The 16,964-nt window shown below is 63.6% G+C and carries 19 protein-coding genes; 6 read left to right on the top strand and 13 right to left on the bottom strand.

The genetic code is table 11. The annotated features are described in order from the left end of the window. Nucleotides 1-9: 9 nt before the first annotated feature. A complete protein-coding gene (locus NCT05_RS34895) occupies nt 10-426 on the bottom strand; it encodes a hypothetical protein (protein WP_175982157.1) in 417 nt (138 codons plus the stop codon). A 171-nt stretch (nt 427-597) separates the two neighbouring features. On the opposite strand from NCT05_RS34895, the gene NCT05_RS34890 reads away from it, so the two are divergent. Together NCT05_RS34890 and NCT05_RS34885 are read left to right on the top strand one after the other, a co-directional pair. Further along, complete coding sequence (locus NCT05_RS34890; RefSeq protein WP_061164684.1) at nt 598-942, top strand: ElaB/YgaM/YqjD family protein; 345 nt, start codon at nt 598-600, stop codon at nt 940-942. Between the two features lie 34 nt (nt 943-976). Further along, complete coding sequence (locus NCT05_RS34885) at nt 977-1,168, top strand: DUF2934 domain-containing protein (RefSeq protein ID WP_008345682.1); 192 nt, start codon at nt 977-979, stop codon at nt 1,166-1,168. 25 nt (nt 1,169-1,193) lie between these two features. On the opposite strand, the gene NCT05_RS34880 is transcribed toward NCT05_RS34885, so the two are convergent. The 8 genes from NCT05_RS34880 to NCT05_RS34845 form a co-directional block, all read right to left on the bottom strand. Continuing rightward, nucleotides 1,194-2,225, bottom strand: a complete 1,032-nt coding sequence (locus tag NCT05_RS34880; RefSeq protein ID WP_034471084.1) for an SDR family oxidoreductase — start codon at nt 2,223-2,225, stop codon at nt 1,194-1,196. A gap of 55 nt (nt 2,226-2,280) precedes the next feature. Further along, entirely contained in the window at nt 2,281-3,171 is an 891-nt protein-coding gene (locus tag NCT05_RS34875; RefSeq protein WP_250504475.1) for an MBL fold metallo-hydrolase, read from the bottom strand. A gap of 8 nt (nt 3,172-3,179) precedes the next feature. Further along, nucleotides 3,180-4,037 (bottom strand): NAD(+) synthase, encoded by an 858-nt coding sequence (gene nadE, locus NCT05_RS34870; protein WP_250504474.1) that lies wholly within the window; start codon nt 4,035-4,037, stop codon nt 3,180-3,182. Beyond that, a complete protein-coding gene (locus NCT05_RS34865) occupies nt 4,034-4,549 on the bottom strand; it encodes a CinA family protein (RefSeq protein ID WP_250504473.1) in 516 nt (171 codons plus the stop codon). Before NCT05_RS34865 ends, nadE begins: the two co-directional genes overlap by 4 nt. A 158-nt stretch (nt 4,550-4,707) precedes the next feature. Continuing rightward, nucleotides 4,708-4,929 (bottom strand): hypothetical protein, encoded by a 222-nt coding sequence (locus NCT05_RS34860; protein WP_008345692.1) that lies wholly within the window; start codon nt 4,927-4,929, stop codon nt 4,708-4,710. A gap of 24 nt (nt 4,930-4,953) precedes the next feature. Further along, a complete protein-coding gene (locus NCT05_RS34855; RefSeq protein WP_250504472.1) occupies nt 4,954-5,451 on the bottom strand; it encodes a YciE/YciF ferroxidase family protein in 498 nt (165 codons plus the stop codon). Between the two features lie 127 nt (nt 5,452-5,578). Continuing rightward, nucleotides 5,579-6,541: an alpha/beta fold hydrolase gene (locus NCT05_RS34850; protein ID WP_008345696.1), complete on the bottom strand. Its 963-nt coding sequence runs from the start codon at nt 6,539-6,541 to the stop codon at nt 5,579-5,581. Nucleotides 6,542-6,690: 149 nt separating this feature from the next. Continuing rightward, nucleotides 6,691-7,236, bottom strand: a complete 546-nt coding sequence (locus tag NCT05_RS34845) for a DUF4142 domain-containing protein (RefSeq protein ID WP_250504471.1) — start codon at nt 7,234-7,236, stop codon at nt 6,691-6,693. 124 nt (nt 7,237-7,360) lie between these two features. Here NCT05_RS34845 and NCT05_RS34840 point away from each other — a divergent pair, with 124 nt between their 5' ends. Next, complete coding sequence (locus NCT05_RS34840; RefSeq protein WP_008345700.1) at nt 7,361-7,582, top strand: DUF2795 domain-containing protein; 222 nt, start codon at nt 7,361-7,363, stop codon at nt 7,580-7,582. Nucleotides 7,583-7,614: 32 nt separating this feature from the next. Here NCT05_RS34840 and NCT05_RS34835 read toward each other — a convergent pair whose 3' ends face one another. Continuing rightward, entirely contained in the window at nt 7,615-8,781 is a 1,167-nt protein-coding gene (locus NCT05_RS34835) for a mandelate racemase/muconate lactonizing enzyme family protein (RefSeq protein WP_350030113.1), read from the bottom strand. Nucleotides 8,782-8,899: 118 nt separating this feature from the next. Here NCT05_RS34835 and NCT05_RS34830 point away from each other — a divergent pair, with 118 nt between their 5' ends. After that, the gene (locus tag NCT05_RS34830) at nt 8,900-9,862 is read left to right on the top strand and encodes a LysR family transcriptional regulator (RefSeq protein WP_008345704.1); all 963 of its coding nucleotides are present in this window, start codon (nt 8,900-8,902) and stop codon (nt 9,860-9,862) included. A 15-nt stretch (nt 9,863-9,877) separates the two neighbouring features. Here the strand turns inward: NCT05_RS34830 and NCT05_RS34825 are convergent, their stop codons facing one another. Continuing rightward, entirely contained in the window at nt 9,878-10,912 is a 1,035-nt protein-coding gene (locus NCT05_RS34825) for a methyl-accepting chemotaxis protein (RefSeq protein WP_250504470.1), read from the bottom strand. Nucleotides 10,913-11,265: 353 nt separating this feature from the next. On the opposite strand from NCT05_RS34825, the gene NCT05_RS34820 reads away from it, so the two are divergent. Together NCT05_RS34820 and NCT05_RS34815 are read left to right on the top strand one after the other, a co-directional pair. Then, nucleotides 11,266-11,739, top strand: a complete 474-nt coding sequence (locus NCT05_RS34820; protein ID WP_250504469.1) for a hypothetical protein — start codon at nt 11,266-11,268, stop codon at nt 11,737-11,739. 7 nt (nt 11,740-11,746) lie between these two features. After that, nucleotides 11,747-14,056 (top strand): M48 family metalloprotease, encoded by a 2,310-nt coding sequence (locus tag NCT05_RS34815; RefSeq protein WP_250504468.1) that lies wholly within the window; start codon nt 11,747-11,749, stop codon nt 14,054-14,056. Here the strand turns inward: NCT05_RS34815 and scpA are convergent. After that, nucleotides 14,049-16,136, bottom strand: coding sequence for a methylmalonyl-CoA mutase (gene scpA / locus NCT05_RS34810; protein WP_250504467.1), 2,088 nt, complete (start codon nt 16,134-16,136; stop codon nt 14,049-14,051). The two genes, NCT05_RS34815 and scpA, sit on opposite strands and share 8 nt — an antisense overlap. Then, the gene (locus NCT05_RS34805; RefSeq protein WP_008345713.1) at nt 16,133-16,957 is read right to left on the bottom strand and encodes a Pnap_2097 family protein; all 825 of its coding nucleotides are present in this window, start codon (nt 16,955-16,957) and stop codon (nt 16,133-16,135) included. The genes scpA and NCT05_RS34805 overlap by 4 nt, the downstream gene beginning before the upstream one ends. Nucleotides 16,958-16,964 lie beyond the last annotated feature (7 nt).

The raw sequence follows: 16,964 nt of genomic DNA, 5'->3' as shown, positions 1-16,964 counted from the left end.
TCGTTTGCTTTACTTGGGGACGTGGGCCACGACCGCGCCGGTCGCGTCGACGATTGCGGTCTCGCCCGATGCGCTCACCGATGCCGGCGGCTCGATCGATTCCGCGAGCACGAGTTTCGGCGCGCCCGCGTCCGGCTGCGATGACGTGGCGCCTATTGCATCGATGACATCGGCGGCTGTCGCGGCGATGATCGACAGCAGATCGCTTGCGTACGACAGGAACGCGACCGGCAATGCAGGCTGCGCTTCGCTGGCCTGCGGCGCGCCCCACTGAACGCGCACATCGGCGAGCGCGGATTGCATCGTCTTTTCGTTCAGTTCTCCGAGTTGCCGGAAACCGACCGCAAAACTGGAAGCGGCGCGCAAGCCCGTCTCGAGATTCGTGCGTGCGACGGAGAAGAAAGGCTGCATCAGAACAGGAAACATTTGTACGCTCCATTAGCGATGAAAGTCGGCGAATCATGGAGCAACGGATATGCCATACACGCGGGACTTTCGTTTCGTCAGGACGGCACGCCGATTGCGCCACGCACATGCGCGTCTCTCGACGCGCACCGCGACTTCATCGCATTCAAACGATTTCCAGTGGAGGCAAGCATGGCTGACAACGACCGCGCGCTCGAACCCGTCAACGCTATCAAGACCGAAAGAGCCGACAGCGCCTATGAATTCCCGACGAGCGACAACATGACATCCTCGAATGGAGACCACAGCAGCTTTCGCGAAGCATCGAAGTCATGGGATGCAGGCAACGATGCAACGTCGACGAGCAATCTGCGCTCCGATGCGAAGGCCCGGTTCGCCGACATGCAAGACGCGATGACCCGAAAGTACCGCGCCGCCGCCGATACGACCGACGACTTCGTGCACGAGAATCCGTGGAAGGCGATCACGATGGCCGCGCTGGTCGGCGTGGTCGTGGGCATGCTCGCCGCGCGCTGAGCATCGCTCGTTCGTTGAAAAGGAGGAAAGCATCATGGACGTCCCGGCTAGCGAAGAACAGATTCGGGCACTCGCTTATCGGCTTTGGGAAGAAGCGGGCGGCCCTGAAGGCCGCTCGGACGAGTTCTGGATCATCGCGCAGCAGCAACTGGCGACCGAGCCTGGCATGGGCGGCAACGAATTGCCGGGAGGCGAGCCCGCCGGCGCATCGCCGTCCTCTCGCTGATCTCGAAGATGACTCGACGACGCGCTTACTCGAACCTCGGTTTGCGCGTCGCCCGAAGATAGCGGCGGCCGGCGTCGAGCAGCAGCAAGGCGGCGACGCCCATCGCCACGCCGCGCATGCCGGGCGGATCGATGCGCGCATCGGTGTAAAGGCTTCGCTCGCGCACCTTGCCGTTGCGGCCCGACCGTTCGCGCAGACTGCCCGCCCCTTCATACAACGCGTCGCCTTCGCCATGAGGCTGCCGCGTGAGTTGCGCCTTCACGCCGACGAGACTGACCAGCCTGTCATACAGTCGCGGTGCGCGCTGGCCGAACGACGCCATCGCGCGCGACGCCCCACCGACATGGACATCGCGCTCGGGCACCTCGGCGCAATGCAATATCGCTTTAGCGACCACCTCGGGCGCATAGACCGGTTGCGGCAGCTTCGGCTCGTGCGTGAGATAGTTTCGCGCGTGCTCGACGAAGAGCGTGTCGATTCCCGCAGGCTTGATGAGCGTGACGGACACCGGCGCACGATCGTTTTCCAGCTCGATGCGCAACGCATCGGTATAGCCCTTCACCGCATGTTTCGACGCGACGTATGCCCCTTGCAGCGGAATGGCGACATCCGACAATTCACTGCCGAGATTGATCAAAGCGCCGCCATGCTCGCGCAGATGCTTCAACGCACTGAGCGAGCCGTTCACGATGCCCCAGAAATTCGTATCGAAGAGCTTGCGCTGGTCTTCGAGCGGGACGTCGGTACATCGGCCATAGAGCGATACGCCCGCATTGTTGATCCATGTATCGAAGCGCCCGAATCGCGCGATGGCCGCATCGGCTGCGGCCTGCAACTGTGCCGCGTCGCCCACGTCCGCAACGGCGTAAGCCGCTCGCTGGGTGTCACCGTGCGATAACTCGTCCGACAGCGCCTTGAGCGCCGCTTCGTCGCGCGCCACGAGCATGAGGCGCGCGCCGCGCTTCGCCGCCATTCTCGCGGTGACGAGACCGATACCGCTCGTCGCCCCCGTGATGACGATCACTTGTTCGCTGAGTGGTTTGAGCTGTACTCGCATGATGATCTCGCCGGTTATGGTTGGACCAAACCGGGAGAGCATGCGACATGCCGCGTTACGCCAACGAGCGCGCGGGCCGTATGAAAGCGTCGGCCGGAATGCCCGCCGATCGTCCGGCCATGCGCTCGAATTCGATCGGGTCGTGGCTGCAAAACACGTCGAGCTTGCCGCGCGAATCGACGCTGGCGCACAGCTCACGCAGCCTCGCCTGATTCCTTAGCCGCGCCGCGCGGTCCTTTTCCATCATCCATTGATAGAACGCCAGTCCCGGTGTACAGCGCGGATGTTCGAGATCCATCTCCGTATGAAAGAAATACGCGTCGGCCGCCAGCAGCAGCCAACCGTTTTCCTTGCGTACCGCGATGCCCGCATGACCGAAGGTGTGTCCTCTGAGCGGCACGAGCGCGATATCGTCCAACGAATCCGAGAGCGGCCGCACGCATTCGAAGCCATGCCAGCGGTCGCCGGCGGTGGCGTCGTGAAGTTGCCAGTTCGGCTGCGTCGACCATTGTTGAGGTCTGAAGCGCTGCCGATCGAGCCACGTCTGCTGACGCACCGCATAGTCGCGCTCGATGCGCAGCAGATGCACCTTCGCGTGCGGGAAATCATCGAGGCCGCCCGCATGATCGAAGTCGAGATGACTGAGCACGATATGACGCACGTCGCTGGCCGAAAAGCCCAGCCGTTCGATCTGGCGTAGCGCGGTCATCTCCTCGCGAAAGTCCGGCTTGAGCATCAGCAGGAAGAACGCCGACAGGCGGCTGCGCGGATCGGCGACATCGCGCAATCCGAAGCCTGTATCGATCAGAACGAGCCCTTCGACCGTTTCGACGAGCAGGCAATGGCACGTCAGTTCGCCCCGGCGCAGAAGGCCGGGCGTGCGGCCATCGAAGAGCTTGCCGCCGAGCGGACAACTCGATATGCAGTTGAGGTGATGAACACGCACGCCATGCCTCAAGCAGAGCGGTCTTCGCGCGGCACTTCGACCGGCAGCGCGCGCTTGTGGCGCGTCGCCGTATAGAAGCGGCGAATGGTCAGCAGCACTTCTTCGCTGACTTCCTTGCCCTCCAGAAAGTTGTCGATGTCTTCATAGCTCACGCCATAGCTATCCTCGTCGGGGCGTTGCGGCGTAAGCGATTCGAGATCGGCTGTCGGCACTTTCATCACGAGGCGATCCACCGCGCCCATCGAACGCGCAAGCGCACGCACGCGGCGCTTGTTCAGACCCGACAAGGGCAGCACGTCCGCGCCGCCGTCGCCGAACTTCGTGAAGAATCCCATCAGCGATTCGGCCGCGTGATCGGTGCCGATGACGACGCCCACCCGCGCGCCCGCAACGGCGTACTGCGCGATCATGCGCTCGCGCGCCTTGATGTTGCCGAGCACGAAGTCTTCCTGGAAGTCGTCCGTGTACTGCGCGCCACCCTCTTTGAGCGCCGCGAGCATGGCGTCGGATGGGCCCTTGACGTTGACGGTCAGCGTTTCGTCCGGACGTATGAAATCGAGCGCGAGCCGGGCGTCTTCCTCATCGCGCTGCGTGCCATAGGGCAGTCTCAGCGCGACGAAGTGCGCGTCATAACCGCTCGCGCGAAGACGTTCGACGCTCAGTTGCGCAAGGCGCCCCGCCGTCGACGAATCCACGCCGCCGCTGATCCCCAGTACGTAAGTGCGAAGTCCCTGCGATGAGAGATAGCCGCAAAGAAAGTCGATGCGCCGCTCGCGCTCGGCTTCGACGTCGAAACCGCTCGCGACACCTAGTTCGCGAATCACGGCTGCCTGCCAGCTGCGCCAATCGGTAGCGTGCTCGTTCATCGTTTCTCCCTGACTCGCTGTGCGTGCTGCTGATCGAAGTAGTGTTCGATGCGCGATAGCGCATAAAGCGCCGCTTCGCGCCGGACATCGTTGCGTTCGCCTTCGAATTTCCTGGTCTCGCTGAAGGTGACGATGGTGCCATCGCGCGCACGATACGACCACGCGAAACACTGCGTACCCGATGGCGGCCCGTCGGGCACCGCATCGGCGACGCCCGTATTCGATACCGCGATCTGCGCGCAACATGCTTCCTGCCGCAGCGCGCCCTCCGACATCTCGCGCGCGACGGCTTCGCTCGTCAGCCCATGCTGCTGCATGGTGTCCTCGCGCACGCCGAGGAAGCCCGCCTTGCCAGTCGGCGAGTACGTGACGAAGCCCACGTCGAGACAGCTTCCGCTGCCGGGCACCGACGACACCAGCGAGGCGATGAATCCGCCGGTACACGATTCGGCTGTCGCGAGCATGAGTCCGCGCGAGGTGAGGAATGACACGGCCTGACGGGGAATGTCCATGATTCGGCCTTCCGAAAGGTTCTGGTCTGTTGCGATGCTGTTAGCAGTTCGTATGCCACTGCGGGAGCCCGGCATGTCGTGTGACAGCCGCAAAGAAAAACGACGCACGCCGAACCCTGTCGGCGTGCGTCGATGTCGCGCTTACGGCAAGGCGTCGATCAGGACCGGGCTTCCGTTCCTTTGAGATTTCCATGCTTGTGAGCATGCGTGGCGCCGTACTTCAGCTCGAAGTGCGCGCCTTTTCCGCTCCGGGTGGGCGGGAAGTGCTCGCCTTCCACGCAGGTCACTTCGAACGTGTCCTTGCCGTCATCGTGGACCACCGAGTAGATACCCGAGACCTTCACGATCTCGCCCGGCTTGTATGAATTGTCGCCTGCCATCTTCATCTCCAGAGTGAACGAATTTCAGCCCTTCTGCTGCACTTCCTCGGCGAGTTGCGTCTTCGCGAGCTGGGTCAGTTTCTCGTCCGTGGCCTTCTCTTCCTGCAAGGTATCGAGCAAGAGTTTCATCGCGTCCTCGTTGCCGAGTTGCTTCGCGAGCGTCGCCAGCGTGCCGTAGGTCGCGATCTCGTAGTGCTCGACCTTTTGCGCGGCGGCGATCAACGCGGCGTCGCGAATCGGGCCCTGCTCGAAGGTTTCGATTTCGTCCTGCGCTTCCTCGACGAGACCTTCCATCGCCGCACATTTGATGCGCTTCAACTTGACGCCGAAGAGTTCGACCACCTGATCGATGCGCTCGATCTGCCCGTTCGTTTCCTCCAGATGCGTCTCGAACGCCTGCTTCAGTTGCGCGTTGGTCGTCGCCCGTGCGAGCTTCGGCAGCGCTCTCGTCAGTTGCTTCTCGGCGCTGTACACGTCGGAAAGTGCATGAATGAAAAGGTCCTGCAACGTTTTCGATGCCATGATGCCTCCGTTCGGGATCGGGTTGATGGGACGCGCCGGCTCGACCGGCGCCCGCTTCTCTCCGCGCAATTCGCGTGCCGTGCAATCTTGATCAGCTTGCCTAACGGTTCTGGATGCGCAGTCGCGGCTATTCGAGCGCCATCGTCTCGATGGCGTCGCCGATGCGGCCCGCGTCGTCGTAATGCACCATGTGCCCGAGGCCCGGCATGATCGAAAGCGCGCTTTGTGCGATGTCCTTGTAAAGACGGCCCGACTGCGAGTCCGTATCGACGATTGCGTCGTCGCTGCCGGCAAAAATGCGAACCGGCACGTCGATCTCGCCGTATCGCCCGGACATCGATGCCGCGGCCGGAATCATGCAAGCGGCGTCCTCTGCCGTCGCGCGCATCTGCGACGGGCGCAAGACCAGTTCGCGCGGTACATGGCCGTGAAAGGCATCGGGTACGGCGCGCGGCGCGAACATGGCCTGCACCGTGCGGCCGTACATCATGCGAGCGACGATCGGCGACACGGTGTAGCGCAGCACATCGCCGACGATCGGCATGGCCGCGGGCGCGCTGATCGCAACGTCCGCGCGCGCAGTGGGATAGTAGTAACCCGAGATCAGCGTGAGCCCGCGAATGTCCAGACGTGGTTCGAGCGCCATCGCCGCTGCGACGAGACTGCCGAGCGAATGACCGACGACCACCGCTTGCGTCAGTCCCAGCCTTTTAAGCGCAAGCTGGATCGACGTGGCCTGAGCCTGCGGCGTCCAGATGCGCGCGCGCGGCCGCTCGCTGTGCCCGAAGCCGGGACGATCGAAGGCGATTACGCGGTGACGCCGGGCGAGCCGCTCGAACAATCCGCTCGCCACGAAGTCTTGCGACGCGACCAGATTGCCATGCAGCAGGACGACGACCGGGCCTTCTCCTTCGTCGAGATAGTGGAGGCGCACGCCATCGACATCGATGAATTGGCCCGTGGGCGGAAAGTCGCGTTCCGCGCGCCGCGCTCGCATGGCCGTCCATGCGGCAAGACCGATCGACGCGACAGCCGCGCCGCCGGCTATCGCGCGGCGCGAGAGCAGGGATCCGGTTCGTGTATCTGACATGCGTTACCCGTTCGGTCTGATGAATCCGGCGAACCCGCGCTGCCTCGTAGACGCGCCAGCGAGCCCGCAAGAAAAAGCAGCCCCGCGTGGTTCCGCGCGGGGCTTCGTCCATCGCTTCGGCTTCGGTGCTCCGAAACCGTCAGCCGGGCTTATTGCACGCCCTTCTTCGCGGCGAGATCCTGCGCCATCTTCAGGTGCTTCTGGATGGTCGGCAGCGCCTTCTGCGCCGCCTTCTTGAGGTCTGCGTTCTGGCCTTCCTGCGCTTCCTTCTGGAAAGCGGCGACGGCCTTCTGATGCCCTTCGACGCCGACCTTCTGAATGTACATGGTGTCGAATTCCTTGCCCTTGAGCGGCCTGAGCGCATCGATAACCGTCGTGTCCGAATTGTCCTTCGGCACTTCGACGCCATGCGGCGCCGCCATCTTCAGCTGCATCGTCAGCTTCGTATGGTCGATCATCATGTGATGCGCGAAGCTTTTCACGTCCTTGTCCTGCGACTGGCTGGTCGCCAGCTTGGCCGTGTCGATCTCGGTCGAGCTCGATTCGCTGGCGGCCTGTACGAAAGCCTTGTCCACCGCCGGCAGGTCGTTGGCCTGGGTGGTGCTCGCTGCCTGCGTCTGTGCCAGCACGGTGATAGGCGCCGCGCCGATGAAACCTGCCGCGACGAGTGTAACGAGAGCCGAATGTGCCTTCATGGAAGCCTCCTGAGTAAATGGTCGATTCGCGGCATATGTCAGCAATTGCGATGCCGTGCCCCGCGCTGGACAGGCACAACGGCTGCTGTCGAAGCCCATGATTCATCGATCAAGGGAGCGAATCATGGCAAGCAACTCATCCTCCGGCGGTTCCAACAGCGTGTTCATCGACATGCAGAAAGCCTTGAAGGGCGTCGACTATCCCGCCGACAAGCAGACGCTCGTCGAAACCGCGCGCAGCAACGGCGCAAGCGAAGACGTGATGTCCGCGCTCGATGCGTTGCCGGATCAGCAGTTTCAGACGCCCGCGGAGGTGTCGAAGGCAGTCGGTCAGGAAGAAGGCTGATGCGGTAGACGGCGCGCGCAGCGCGTTGCCGCTCAGGTAAGCAGCTTCTTCATCTCGACGATGAGATCGGACTTGCCTTCGAAGCCGATGCCCGGCAGGTCCGGCATCGTGATGTAGCCGTTCTCGACCTTGACGCCGTCGGGGAAGCCGCCGTACGGCTGGAACAGGTCCGGATACGACTCGTTGCCGCCGAGACCCAAGCCCGCCGCGATGTTCAGCGACATCTGATGGCCGCCGTGCGGGATGCATCGGCTCGGAGACCAGCCGTGCTCGCGCAGCATGTCGAGCGTGCGCAGATATTCGACGAGACCGTAACTCAGCGCGCAGTCGAACTGAAGCCAGTCGCGGTCGGCACGCATGCCGCCGTAACGGATGAGATTGCGAGCGTCCTGCATCGAGAACAGGTCTTCGCCCGTGGCCATCGGATTGGCATAGTAGTTGCGCAGCGTGGCTTGCAGTCCGAAGTCGAGCGGGTCGCCCGGCTCTTCGTACCAGAAGAGGTCGTATTGCGAGAGCGCCTTCGCATAGCGAATGGCCGTGTCGAGGTCGAAGCGGCCGTTTGCATCGACTGCGAGCTTTTGGCCGTCCTGCAGCACGCTCAGGATGGAGTCGATACGGCGCAGGTCTTCATCGAGCGATGCTCCGCCGATCTTCTTCTTCACGACCGTATAACCCCGATCGATGTAGCTGCGCATCTCGTCCTTGAGCTTTTCGTGATCTTGGCCCGGATAGTAGTAACCGCCCGCCGCGTACACGAAAATCCTGCGGTCCGGCTCACCGTCGCCATAGCGGTCGGCGAGCAGTTGGAATAGCGGCTTGCCCTCGATTTTCGCGACCGCGTCCCAGATCGCCATGTCGATCGTGCCGATGGCGACCGAGCGTTCGCCATGACCGCCCGGCTTCTCGTTCGTGAACATCGTCGCCCAGATCTTGTGCGGGTCGAGATTGTCGCCTGCGTCGTTCACGAGCGAAGCGGGATCGGCTTCGAGGATGCGCGGAATGAAGCGCTCGCGCATCAGCGTGCCCTGGCCGTAGCGGCCGTTCGAGTTGAAGCCGTAGCCGACGACCGGCTCGCCATCGCGCATGACATCGGTGATGACGGCAACCACGCTCAACGTCATCTTGCTGAAGTCGATGTAGGCGTTACGAATGGGTGAACTGATCGGTACGGTCTTCTCGCGGATTTCGACGATTCTCACGGCAATGTCTCCAGGGTCTTGGCAGGTATTGCAACCCGGCGGCTGCAACGTGGAACGTAGCTTACCCGCGACGAACGCTGCTAAACTGCACTTCCGTTCACATCATTATTCACATCCGGTGAATACCGAAACGCAGACCGCGACCGACTTCGAGTTCTTTATCCTGCTTGCGAAGCTCAGGAGTTTGTCGGGGGCGGCGCGTGCGCTCGATCTGTCTCCGCCCGCCGCGACCAAGCGGCTTGGCGTCATCGAGCAAAGGCTCGGCGTGCGCCTCGTCAACCGGACGACCCGCAGCGTCAGCCTCACGCCCGAAGGGGAAACGTATCTGCGCTACGCGACTCACATCGTCGGACAGGTGCGTGAGATGGAAGAGGCGTTATCGGTCGCGAGCCGCGATCCGCAAGGCCCGTTGCGCATCAATGCAACGCTCGGATTCGGCCGGACGACCATCGCCCCGATCGTTTCGGAATTCGCGAAGCGCTATCCGGGCGTCGAAGTCCAGTTCGAAGTAACGGACCGTCCTGTCGATCTCATCGAAGGCGCGTTCGATCTGGCGATACGCTTCGGCGATCTTCCGGACAGCCGGCTCAGTGCGCGGCGAATCATGAGCAACCGGCGGTTCTTATGCGCGTCGCCGAAATATCTCGAGAAATACGGCACGCCGGAGCGCGTCGAAGAACTGGCTCGGCATCGCTGCATCATTCATCGACAGAACGACGATGCCTACGGCGTGTGGCGCTATATCGTCAATGACCACATCGAGGCGATCAAGGTCAAGGGCGCGCTGTCGAGCAATGACGGCGATATCGTGCTTCGCTGGGCGCTCGACGGACACGGCATTCTGATCCGCTCGGAATGGGATCTCGCGAAGTACGTGCAAAGCGGAAGGCTCAATCTCGTGATGCCGAACACCGTGCTGCCCTCGGCCGATCTCTTCGTCTACTATCCGCGGCAGAAGAATCAGACTGCTCGCGCGCGCGCGTTCATCGATTTCCTGGTCGGCCGGTTTCAGGCGCCGTTCACGCCGGTCGATACAGGCAGCGAACTTCGCGAGCGCAAGAAGCGAAGTCCGCGCCGTTGAGCGGCCGCCGATGTCTCATGCCGGCATCTGGCAGATGACGCCGTACCAGCCCAGACCGCGATAGGTCTCGTAACCGGGCGTCGCTGCAAACGATACGACTGCACCGCCGGCATCGCGGTAGAAGCCCGATTCCTTGCCGCCCGTCTGCAAGCGAAAGCGCTCGTTGAGGATGCCCTTGCCGTCCGACGCGGCGATCACCCGAAACGACGAATCCAGGATCAGACAGCGCGAGCGCGCCCACTCTTCCTTGCTCAGGCGAACGCCTTTGACGACGGTCTCGGCTTGAGGCGCCCAGTCGAAGAAGATGATGAGCGCTCCGAGCACGCGACCATCCGGCGCGCCGCCCTCGCGAATCGCCGTCGAATACGTCGCGACCTGTGCGTTGTCGAGCGGCGCGACTGTCTCGACATCCGACGCCACGTATTGCGCGCCCGACGCCGTCTTCATTGCGGCCTTGTACCACTCCGCGCCCGCCACGTTCTGCCCGCGCACCGCGTAAGTCGAGTGACGTCCGTTCGCCACGACCACGCCGTTCGCATCGAGGACCCAGAGATCCCGATAAACCGTGTAGCTATCCAGGATGACCTTGAGGCGGCTGCAGGCATGATCGCGCGCCGCCCCGCGCTCATCGGCGAGACATCCGACCAATGCCGAGTCCGTCGCCCACCAGCGCACGTCGCAGGAGCGCTCGTACAGGTTGCGGTCGATGATGTCGATCATGTTCAACGCAAGGTCCGTGTACCGCTGACCGTCGAGCGATCGCATCCGCTCGATCATGCTGTCGCCGAGTTCCGTGAGCGTCGCAAGCGATCCGGCAAGCTCTTTGTTGAGGCCGGCCGTGATGTCGGAGATGCGTGTCGATACATGCTTCACCTGCTTGGCGACGACAGCGAAGCCCTTGCCCGCATCGCCGGCGCGGGCAGCTTCGATCAGCGCGTTCAGTGCCAGGAAGGTGGTCTCGCGGTTGATATCGTTGATGTCGCTGATCTTGCCCGAGGCGAGGCGTTTGACTTCATGTGTCAGATCGACGATAGCTTGCGGATTGGACATGTGGCTTCTTCGTAGGGTCGGTTTTGTATCCCGATCAATGCAAGGTTCGCGCCTGTTTGTCTGACGATTGAGTTTTTACGAAGCAAACGTTTGGAAAGTGACGCGTGCTTTCACCGAGCACCAGTGAAGCGAAAACATGCCCTGTTTTGAGTCGCGTCAGTCGCGCTAGTCGTGTTATCAGCGAACGGGCTTCAATCGTAAAAACAAACTGAAAGGCGGCGAAACGTGCGGTAGCGCACAGTTCGTTCAGAAGTGTTGACCGCAACGGTTCAGAACCGGATGCGCTGCTTCGTCCTTAACGACGAACACTTTTCTTCCACACACGAAGACGCAGCCACGCGTTCAGACAACACATGGACTCGACCGCCGAACACGACCTGATCCGGGACTTGTCCCGCAATGTCCTGATGCAGTTCGCGCCGAACGAGCTGCCGCTTTTCGCGGCGGCGAGCGCGGCGTGGTTTGCCGATCCGGACGCCGCGATGAAGGCATCGAAAAATCGCGATGCCGCGCTCGGCTTCGGCGCCGAATCGTTCTCGATCCTCTTCACGCCGCTCGTGCTTCAGGTCGTGTCGGAAATCATGCCGATCCTCGGCGGCATCGCGCTCAAGGCGGCGGAAACGGCCATCGGCGAAGAAGTGTCCGCGCGCTTGCGGAAGATGTTCCGGGGCGAAGAACCCGAAGCCGTCGCGATCCTGAGCTCCGAACAGTTGGGCGAAGTCCATCGCCATGTGATCGCGGCCGGCTCGCGCCTGCGTCTCGATCGCGCACGAGCCGCGCACCTTGCCGATGCCGTCGTCGCGCAACTGGCCCTGCCGAAGAAGTGAGCGAATCGTGCTGCAATCCGTCACGACGAACACGCGCAGGCCGCGGCTCAATCCGTTGCCGTTTCCGTCCGACATCGCGCTGAGGTTCGATCTGCTGATCGTGCTTATCGTGTGCGTCAGCATCCAGTTCTATGGGCATTTCTGGGAAAGCCTGCACGTCGAGGCGACGGAAAAGCTCGTCGCGTGCGCGTCGGATATGTTCGCGGGCGTTTTCGATCCGCGATTACTGACTCGGGACGTGCTGTCCGCTTCGGAAATGCGTGTGCAGTTCGCACCGCAATTCGCGCATTGCATGGCGCTTCTGCGGCCGCAAATGGCGTGGAAAGGCGCGGGAATCGTCGCGACGCTCGCGCTCGCCGGCGTCTTCTACTGGCGCTTTCCCGCGTGGAAGCTGAAGTCGCAGCGGCTCGTGCCGATCGCAAAGGACGATCCGCCCGGTCTTTTCGATGCCCTCATCGCCCTTTGCGGCGAAGCGCAGTTGAATCCGCCGCCCGCTTTCGTCTGGAATCCGCTCGCGACCGGCCTGCCGGTCACGTTCGGGCGTCGCCGCGACTATTACGTCGCGCTCTCCGGCGCGTTCGTCGCCAATTATTTCTACGCGGATCGCGCCGCCTTCCGCGCGATCGTCCTGCATGAACTCGCGCACATCCGTAACCGTGACATCGACAAGACGTTCATGACGATTGCCGCGTGTTTCGCGTTCGTCATCGTGAGCGTCGTGCCCTTGCTCGGCGTCGCTCTGTTTGCCGGGCACGCGCTGCGCGACACCGCCTGGCTGCTCGCAAAGACCGTGCTGTGGAGCGCGCTCGTGCTGCTGTCGGGCGCGTCGGTGCTGCGCGTGAGGGAGTTTTACGCGGACGTGCAAGCGTCGCAATGGGACGGCTCGCCCGTTCACGTCGATCGTGTGCTCGCGCGGATGCGCGACGACAGCAAGAAGCGCGCGCGCACGTTCCTGAGCCTGCATCCGCGCGGCGATGCGCGTCGCGCCGTGCTCGCCGACACCACGCCGCTCTTTCGCCTCGGCAAGTGGGATGCGCTCGGCATCGGCTTCGGCGCGGGCGTCGTCATCGAAACGATGAACGGTCTCGTGCTCGGCCTCGTGCCCGGCGAAGCGCAAGCGGCGGTCTTGCGCGTGACGATCATCGCGTCGGCGGTGGTGCCGCTCGCCGTGATGATCTTCGCGATCGGCGCGCTCACGACGGGCGTCTGGCGCGGCGCCTATGCAGCGGTGCTGAACGGCCGCGATCCGGTGAAGGGCACGGCGGCGGCGGGCGCCGTGTTCGCGCTCGGCTACTTCGTCAATCAGATGCTCCTCGGCGCGGGGCTGCTTTGGGGCGGCCCGGCCCAGCCGCGCATGACCGCCGACACGCTGATGACGGTGCTCGAAGTCCACGCGGTCGCGCTCGTGCTCGCGGCCATCGGATGCTGGATGATCTGCGACTGGATCGCGCGCTCGGCCGCCGCCTGGACTGGCGTCGCCGTGAGAAGCCGCTCGCCGCTTTTCGCGCTCAGGCTGACGAGCGCGGTTTCCATCGCGGGCGTCGCGGGGATGTTCGCGTGGGGCACGTTCGCGTCGATGTCGATCGTGACGCTCGGGCCGCATCAGACGTTCTATACGTCGCTCGTGATGGCCGCGCCGCCGGTGGTCATCGCGGCGTTCGGGTCGTGGCTTTTTCCGTGGGCATCGCGATGGTTCGGCCGCGCGCGCCGCGAGCTCGCGCCGTCGTCGTGGGTCTTTCTCGACGACGCATTCCGCTTGCGTCTTCCCGAGTTCAGACCGGGCCGCGCGCTGTCGACGGGCATCATCGCCGGGCTCGTCTTCTGTCTCTGGATCGAACTGTTGCGGTTTCGCCGCTTCCTTCCGCACGATGCCGAAAGCACGATCTACGCGACGTTCTCCGCGCTGCTGCACGTCGCGCAACGCGCGGGCGAAAGCGGCTTCGCGATCGTCATGCCGATCGCGCTGACGGCGGCGCTCGCGGCGCTGATCGCGGCGTCGCGTCGGGGCGCCTTCAACGCGCTCTACGGCTTGTGCGCCGGATCGATCGCGGGCGCGGTGATGAGCGTGGGCGGCCTCGTGACCATCGACCTCAACGCGCAATCGACGTTCGAGTCGAGCATGACGTCGGTGCTGCTGTACCTCGGCGTGGCGTCGCTGGCCGCCCTTCCCGCTTCGATGATCGGCGCGCTCGCCGGCAAATTGGGCAGGTCTTCGGACGGACATGACCGCTTGTCGATGGTTCGCAAAGCGGTCGTCGCCATGCTCGGGATCGTGGTCATCGCCGGATGGATCAAGTCGCTGAGCGACGTCATCTGAAGTCGGCCTGCGAAGTGACCAGGCGCGATTCGGAGCGCGCGTCCGGGCAGATCAACTTCACCAGCCGTTCTACGATCTCGTGCATCGTCGAACCTGGATTGAATATGTCGGCGACGCCTTTCTTTCGCAGCAAGAAGGCGTCTTCGTCGGGCACGATTCCGCCGACGACGAGCGGCGTGTGCACGTCGCGCTCCGCAAGCTCGCGCAGCAATCGAGGCACGAGCGTGCCGTGCGCACCGGCAAGCGACGAGACGCCGATGACATCGTACGGCCGTTGCGCAGCGAGCTTCGCGGCCTGCGCCGGCGATGCGAACAATCCGGTAGCCGTCACATCGAAGCCTGCATCTTCCAGCGCGCACGCCACGACATTCGCGCCGCGATCGTGTCCGTCCAGTCCCAGTTTCGCGATCAACATGCGTGGCTTTCGGCCGAGCGTTTCGCCGAGTTGCGCAACGCGAGCGCACGCCGCGTGCCATGCGTCGTCATGGCGACATTCTCCGTACACGCGTGTCGTATTCGCCGATGCCGGATCATGACGCGGCCACACGGCTTCGAGCGCGCGCGTGCATTCACCCACGGTCGCGCGGGCGCGCATGCAATCGATCGTCAGCGCGAGCAGATTGCCGGCATCGTCGCGTGCGGCGCGCGTCAATGCGGCGAGCGCGGCACGCACGCGAGATTCGTCGCGCCGACGCAGCACGTCGGCGATTCTGTGCGACTGCTGCACGCGCACGCGTTCGCCATCGATCACGAGACAGGCGGGCGCATCGTCGTCGGCATGGTCGGCAATAAACGCGTTCGCGCCGACGATCGTCTGCGTTCCCGAATCGATGCGCGCCTGCGTCGCCGCCGCACGCTCCTGAATCCGCCGATGAACCCAGCCCGTGCGAATTGCTTCGAGCGCACCGCCGCGCGCCTCGATTTCGTCGACGATGTCGCGCGCTTGAGCCGCGACGCTCGCCGTCAGCGATTCCATCATGTACGAGCCCGCCCACGGATCGACGACCTCGCACAGCCCCATCTCGTGCTGAAGAATCAATTGCGTGTCGCGTGCAAGCTGCGCAGCGGATGCCGATGGCAACGCAAGCGCTTCGTCATGTGCATTCGTGTGCAGCGATTGCGTGCCGCCGAACACTGCCGCCATCGCTTCGACGGTCGTGCGAACGATATTGTTTTGCGTGCGCGTCGCGCCGAGCGACCAGCCCGACGTCTGGCAATGCATCCGCAGCGCGCGACTCTTCGCCGACGTCGCGCCCTCTTCCTCGGCCATGCTCGACCAGATGAGCCGCGCCGCGCGCAGCTTCGCGATCTCCGCAAAGAAGTCCGTGCCGACCCCGAAGAAAAAGCTGAGTTGCTCGCAGACGGCATCCGCGTTCAGGCCGCGCGCGCGCAGCGCACGCACATACGCGCGGGCGTTGGCGAACGTCAGCCCCAGCTCCAGCGATGCATCCGCGCCCGCTTCCTGAAAGTGATAACCCGAAACGGACAGCGCCTTGAAGCGCGGCATCCGCTCGCTCAAAAACTGCACGACATCCGCGACGATTCGCATCGACGGTTCCGGCGCGAACACGCAGGTGTTGCGCACCATGAACTCCTTGAGGATGTCGTTCTGCACGGTGCCGGAGAGCGACGCCATCGCGATGCCGCGTTCCTCCGCCGCGACGATGTACGCCGCGAGCACGGGCAGCACGGCGCCGTTCATCGTCATCGACACGGAGACGCGTTCGAGCGCGATGCCTTCGAAAAGACGCGCCATGTCGTCGACGGTATCGATGGCCACGCCCGCAAGACCGACATCGGCGCGCGCTTCATCGTCGGTCGAGTCGTAGCCGAGTTGCGTCGGCAGATCGAACGCGACGGATAAGCCCTGCGCGCCGCGATCGAGCGCCCGGCGAAACGCGAGGTTCGAATCGGCGGCATCGGCGTAACCGGCGTACTGGCGCAGGGTCCACGGTCTCGTCGTGTACATCGACGGATACGGTCCGCGCACGAACGGCGCGGCGCCGGGCATCGAGTCGAGATGCGCGAGACCTTCCAGATCGGCCGCCGTGTAAAGCGGCTTGCGCGGCACGCGGTTCATGCGCGTCTCCGTGTCTTGTGTGTCAGCACGTCGGCGATCTTCACGCCATCGCGCGTGCGCTCGATCTCGCACCAGTGCGCGATGCGCGCATCGTCGATCGACGCGCGCCGAAACGTGGCCCGCAGCCCTTCGCCGACGTTGATGTTGCCGTGATAATGCAGCTCGCGCGACACGAGCGCGGGCAAGTCCGCGAGACGCCACGTTTGCCATTCCGCACGATCGACGAACGCCTGAAAGCTCGCGAAGTACAGAAAGTCGGCGCCGTTGAAGTCGCTGTACGGGCATGGCAAAAACTCGACCGGCGCGCATTCTGCCTCGTGCAAAGCGAATCCGTCGATGCTCGCTCCTGCTTCACGCAGGCGCAGCTTGCGCGCCCTATCCTGCATGTCGGCGATGAGCGGATTCATCGGCGCGATCTCGCCTTTGAGGTTCGCAAAGCTCGCCCGCGCGACCGAGCGATTGTTGCGCGCTTCGGTGCGTCGCACGAAGGTGGACATCATCGACAACGCGGCGATCGTGCCGCCTTTGCCGCTTACGCGATGCTCGCTGAAGTGCCGCACCGGACCCACACGCGAAAGCTCGGTGCGTATGCAGAGCGCGTCGTTCTCGCGCACATCGTGCATGCCTTCGGCGCGCAGCCGGATCGACGTGAACGCGGCATACGCGCGGCCGCCTTCGTCGGAGATGAAGTCGCTCGCCGTTTCGCGTGCGAGCGCGTCCCAATGCCGGTCGCCGCACTCTTTCAGCAGCCAGTTCTCCGAGAGCCCCGCGCAATTGAGCTGCGGCATGCCGGCTCGATACGTATCGTCGTGACGAGGCATGAGCTTC

The sequence above is a fragment of the Caballeronia sp. AZ7_KS35 genome (assembly GCF_023631045.1).
Classification (GTDB): domain Bacteria; phylum Pseudomonadota; class Gammaproteobacteria; order Burkholderiales; family Burkholderiaceae; genus Caballeronia; species Caballeronia zhejiangensis.
This window is presented reverse-complemented; position numbering and strand designations above follow the sequence as displayed.

Excerpts from the sequence above, each read along its gene's own strand:
- NCT05_RS34895 (WP_175982157.1), bottom strand. The coding sequence starts at position 426 with ATGTTTCCTGTTCTGATGCAGCCTTTCTTCTCCGTCGCACGCACGAAT.
- NCT05_RS34890 (WP_061164684.1), top strand. The coding sequence starts at position 598 with ATGGCTGACAACGACCGCGCGCTCGAACCCGTCAACGCTATCAAGACC.
- NCT05_RS34885 (WP_008345682.1), top strand. The coding sequence starts at position 977 with ATGGACGTCCCGGCTAGCGAAGAACAGATTCGGGCACTCGCTTATCGG.
- NCT05_RS34880 (WP_034471084.1), bottom strand. The coding sequence starts at position 2,225 with ATGCGAGTACAGCTCAAACCACTCAGCGAACAAGTGATCGTCATCACG.
- nadE (WP_250504474.1), bottom strand. The coding sequence starts at position 4,037 with ATGAACGAGCACGCTACCGATTGGCGCAGCTGGCAGGCAGCCGTGATT.
- NCT05_RS34865 (WP_250504473.1), bottom strand. The coding sequence starts at position 4,549 with ATGGACATTCCCCGTCAGGCCGTGTCATTCCTCACCTCGCGCGGACTC.
- NCT05_RS34860 (WP_008345692.1), bottom strand. The coding sequence starts at position 4,929 with ATGGCAGGCGACAATTCATACAAGCCGGGCGAGATCGTGAAGGTCTCG.
- NCT05_RS34855 (WP_250504472.1), bottom strand. The coding sequence starts at position 5,451 with ATGGCATCGAAAACGTTGCAGGACCTTTTCATTCATGCACTTTCCGAC.
- NCT05_RS34850 (WP_008345696.1), bottom strand. The coding sequence starts at position 6,541 with ATGTCAGATACACGAACCGGATCCCTGCTCTCGCGCCGCGCGATAGCC.
- NCT05_RS34845 (WP_250504471.1), bottom strand. The coding sequence starts at position 7,236 with ATGAAGGCACATTCGGCTCTCGTTACACTCGTCGCGGCAGGTTTCATC.
- NCT05_RS34840 (WP_008345700.1), top strand. The coding sequence starts at position 7,361 with ATGGCAAGCAACTCATCCTCCGGCGGTTCCAACAGCGTGTTCATCGAC.
- NCT05_RS34825 (WP_250504470.1), bottom strand. The coding sequence starts at position 10,912 with ATGTCCAATCCGCAAGCTATCGTCGATCTGACACATGAAGTCAAACGC.
- NCT05_RS34820 (WP_250504469.1), top strand. The coding sequence starts at position 11,266 with ATGGACTCGACCGCCGAACACGACCTGATCCGGGACTTGTCCCGCAAT.
- scpA (WP_250504467.1), bottom strand. The coding sequence starts at position 16,136 with ATGAACCGCGTGCCGCGCAAGCCGCTTTACACGGCGGCCGATCTGGAA.
- NCT05_RS34805 (WP_008345713.1), bottom strand. The coding sequence starts at position 16,957 with ATGCCTCGTCACGACGATACGTATCGAGCCGGCATGCCGCAGCTCAAT.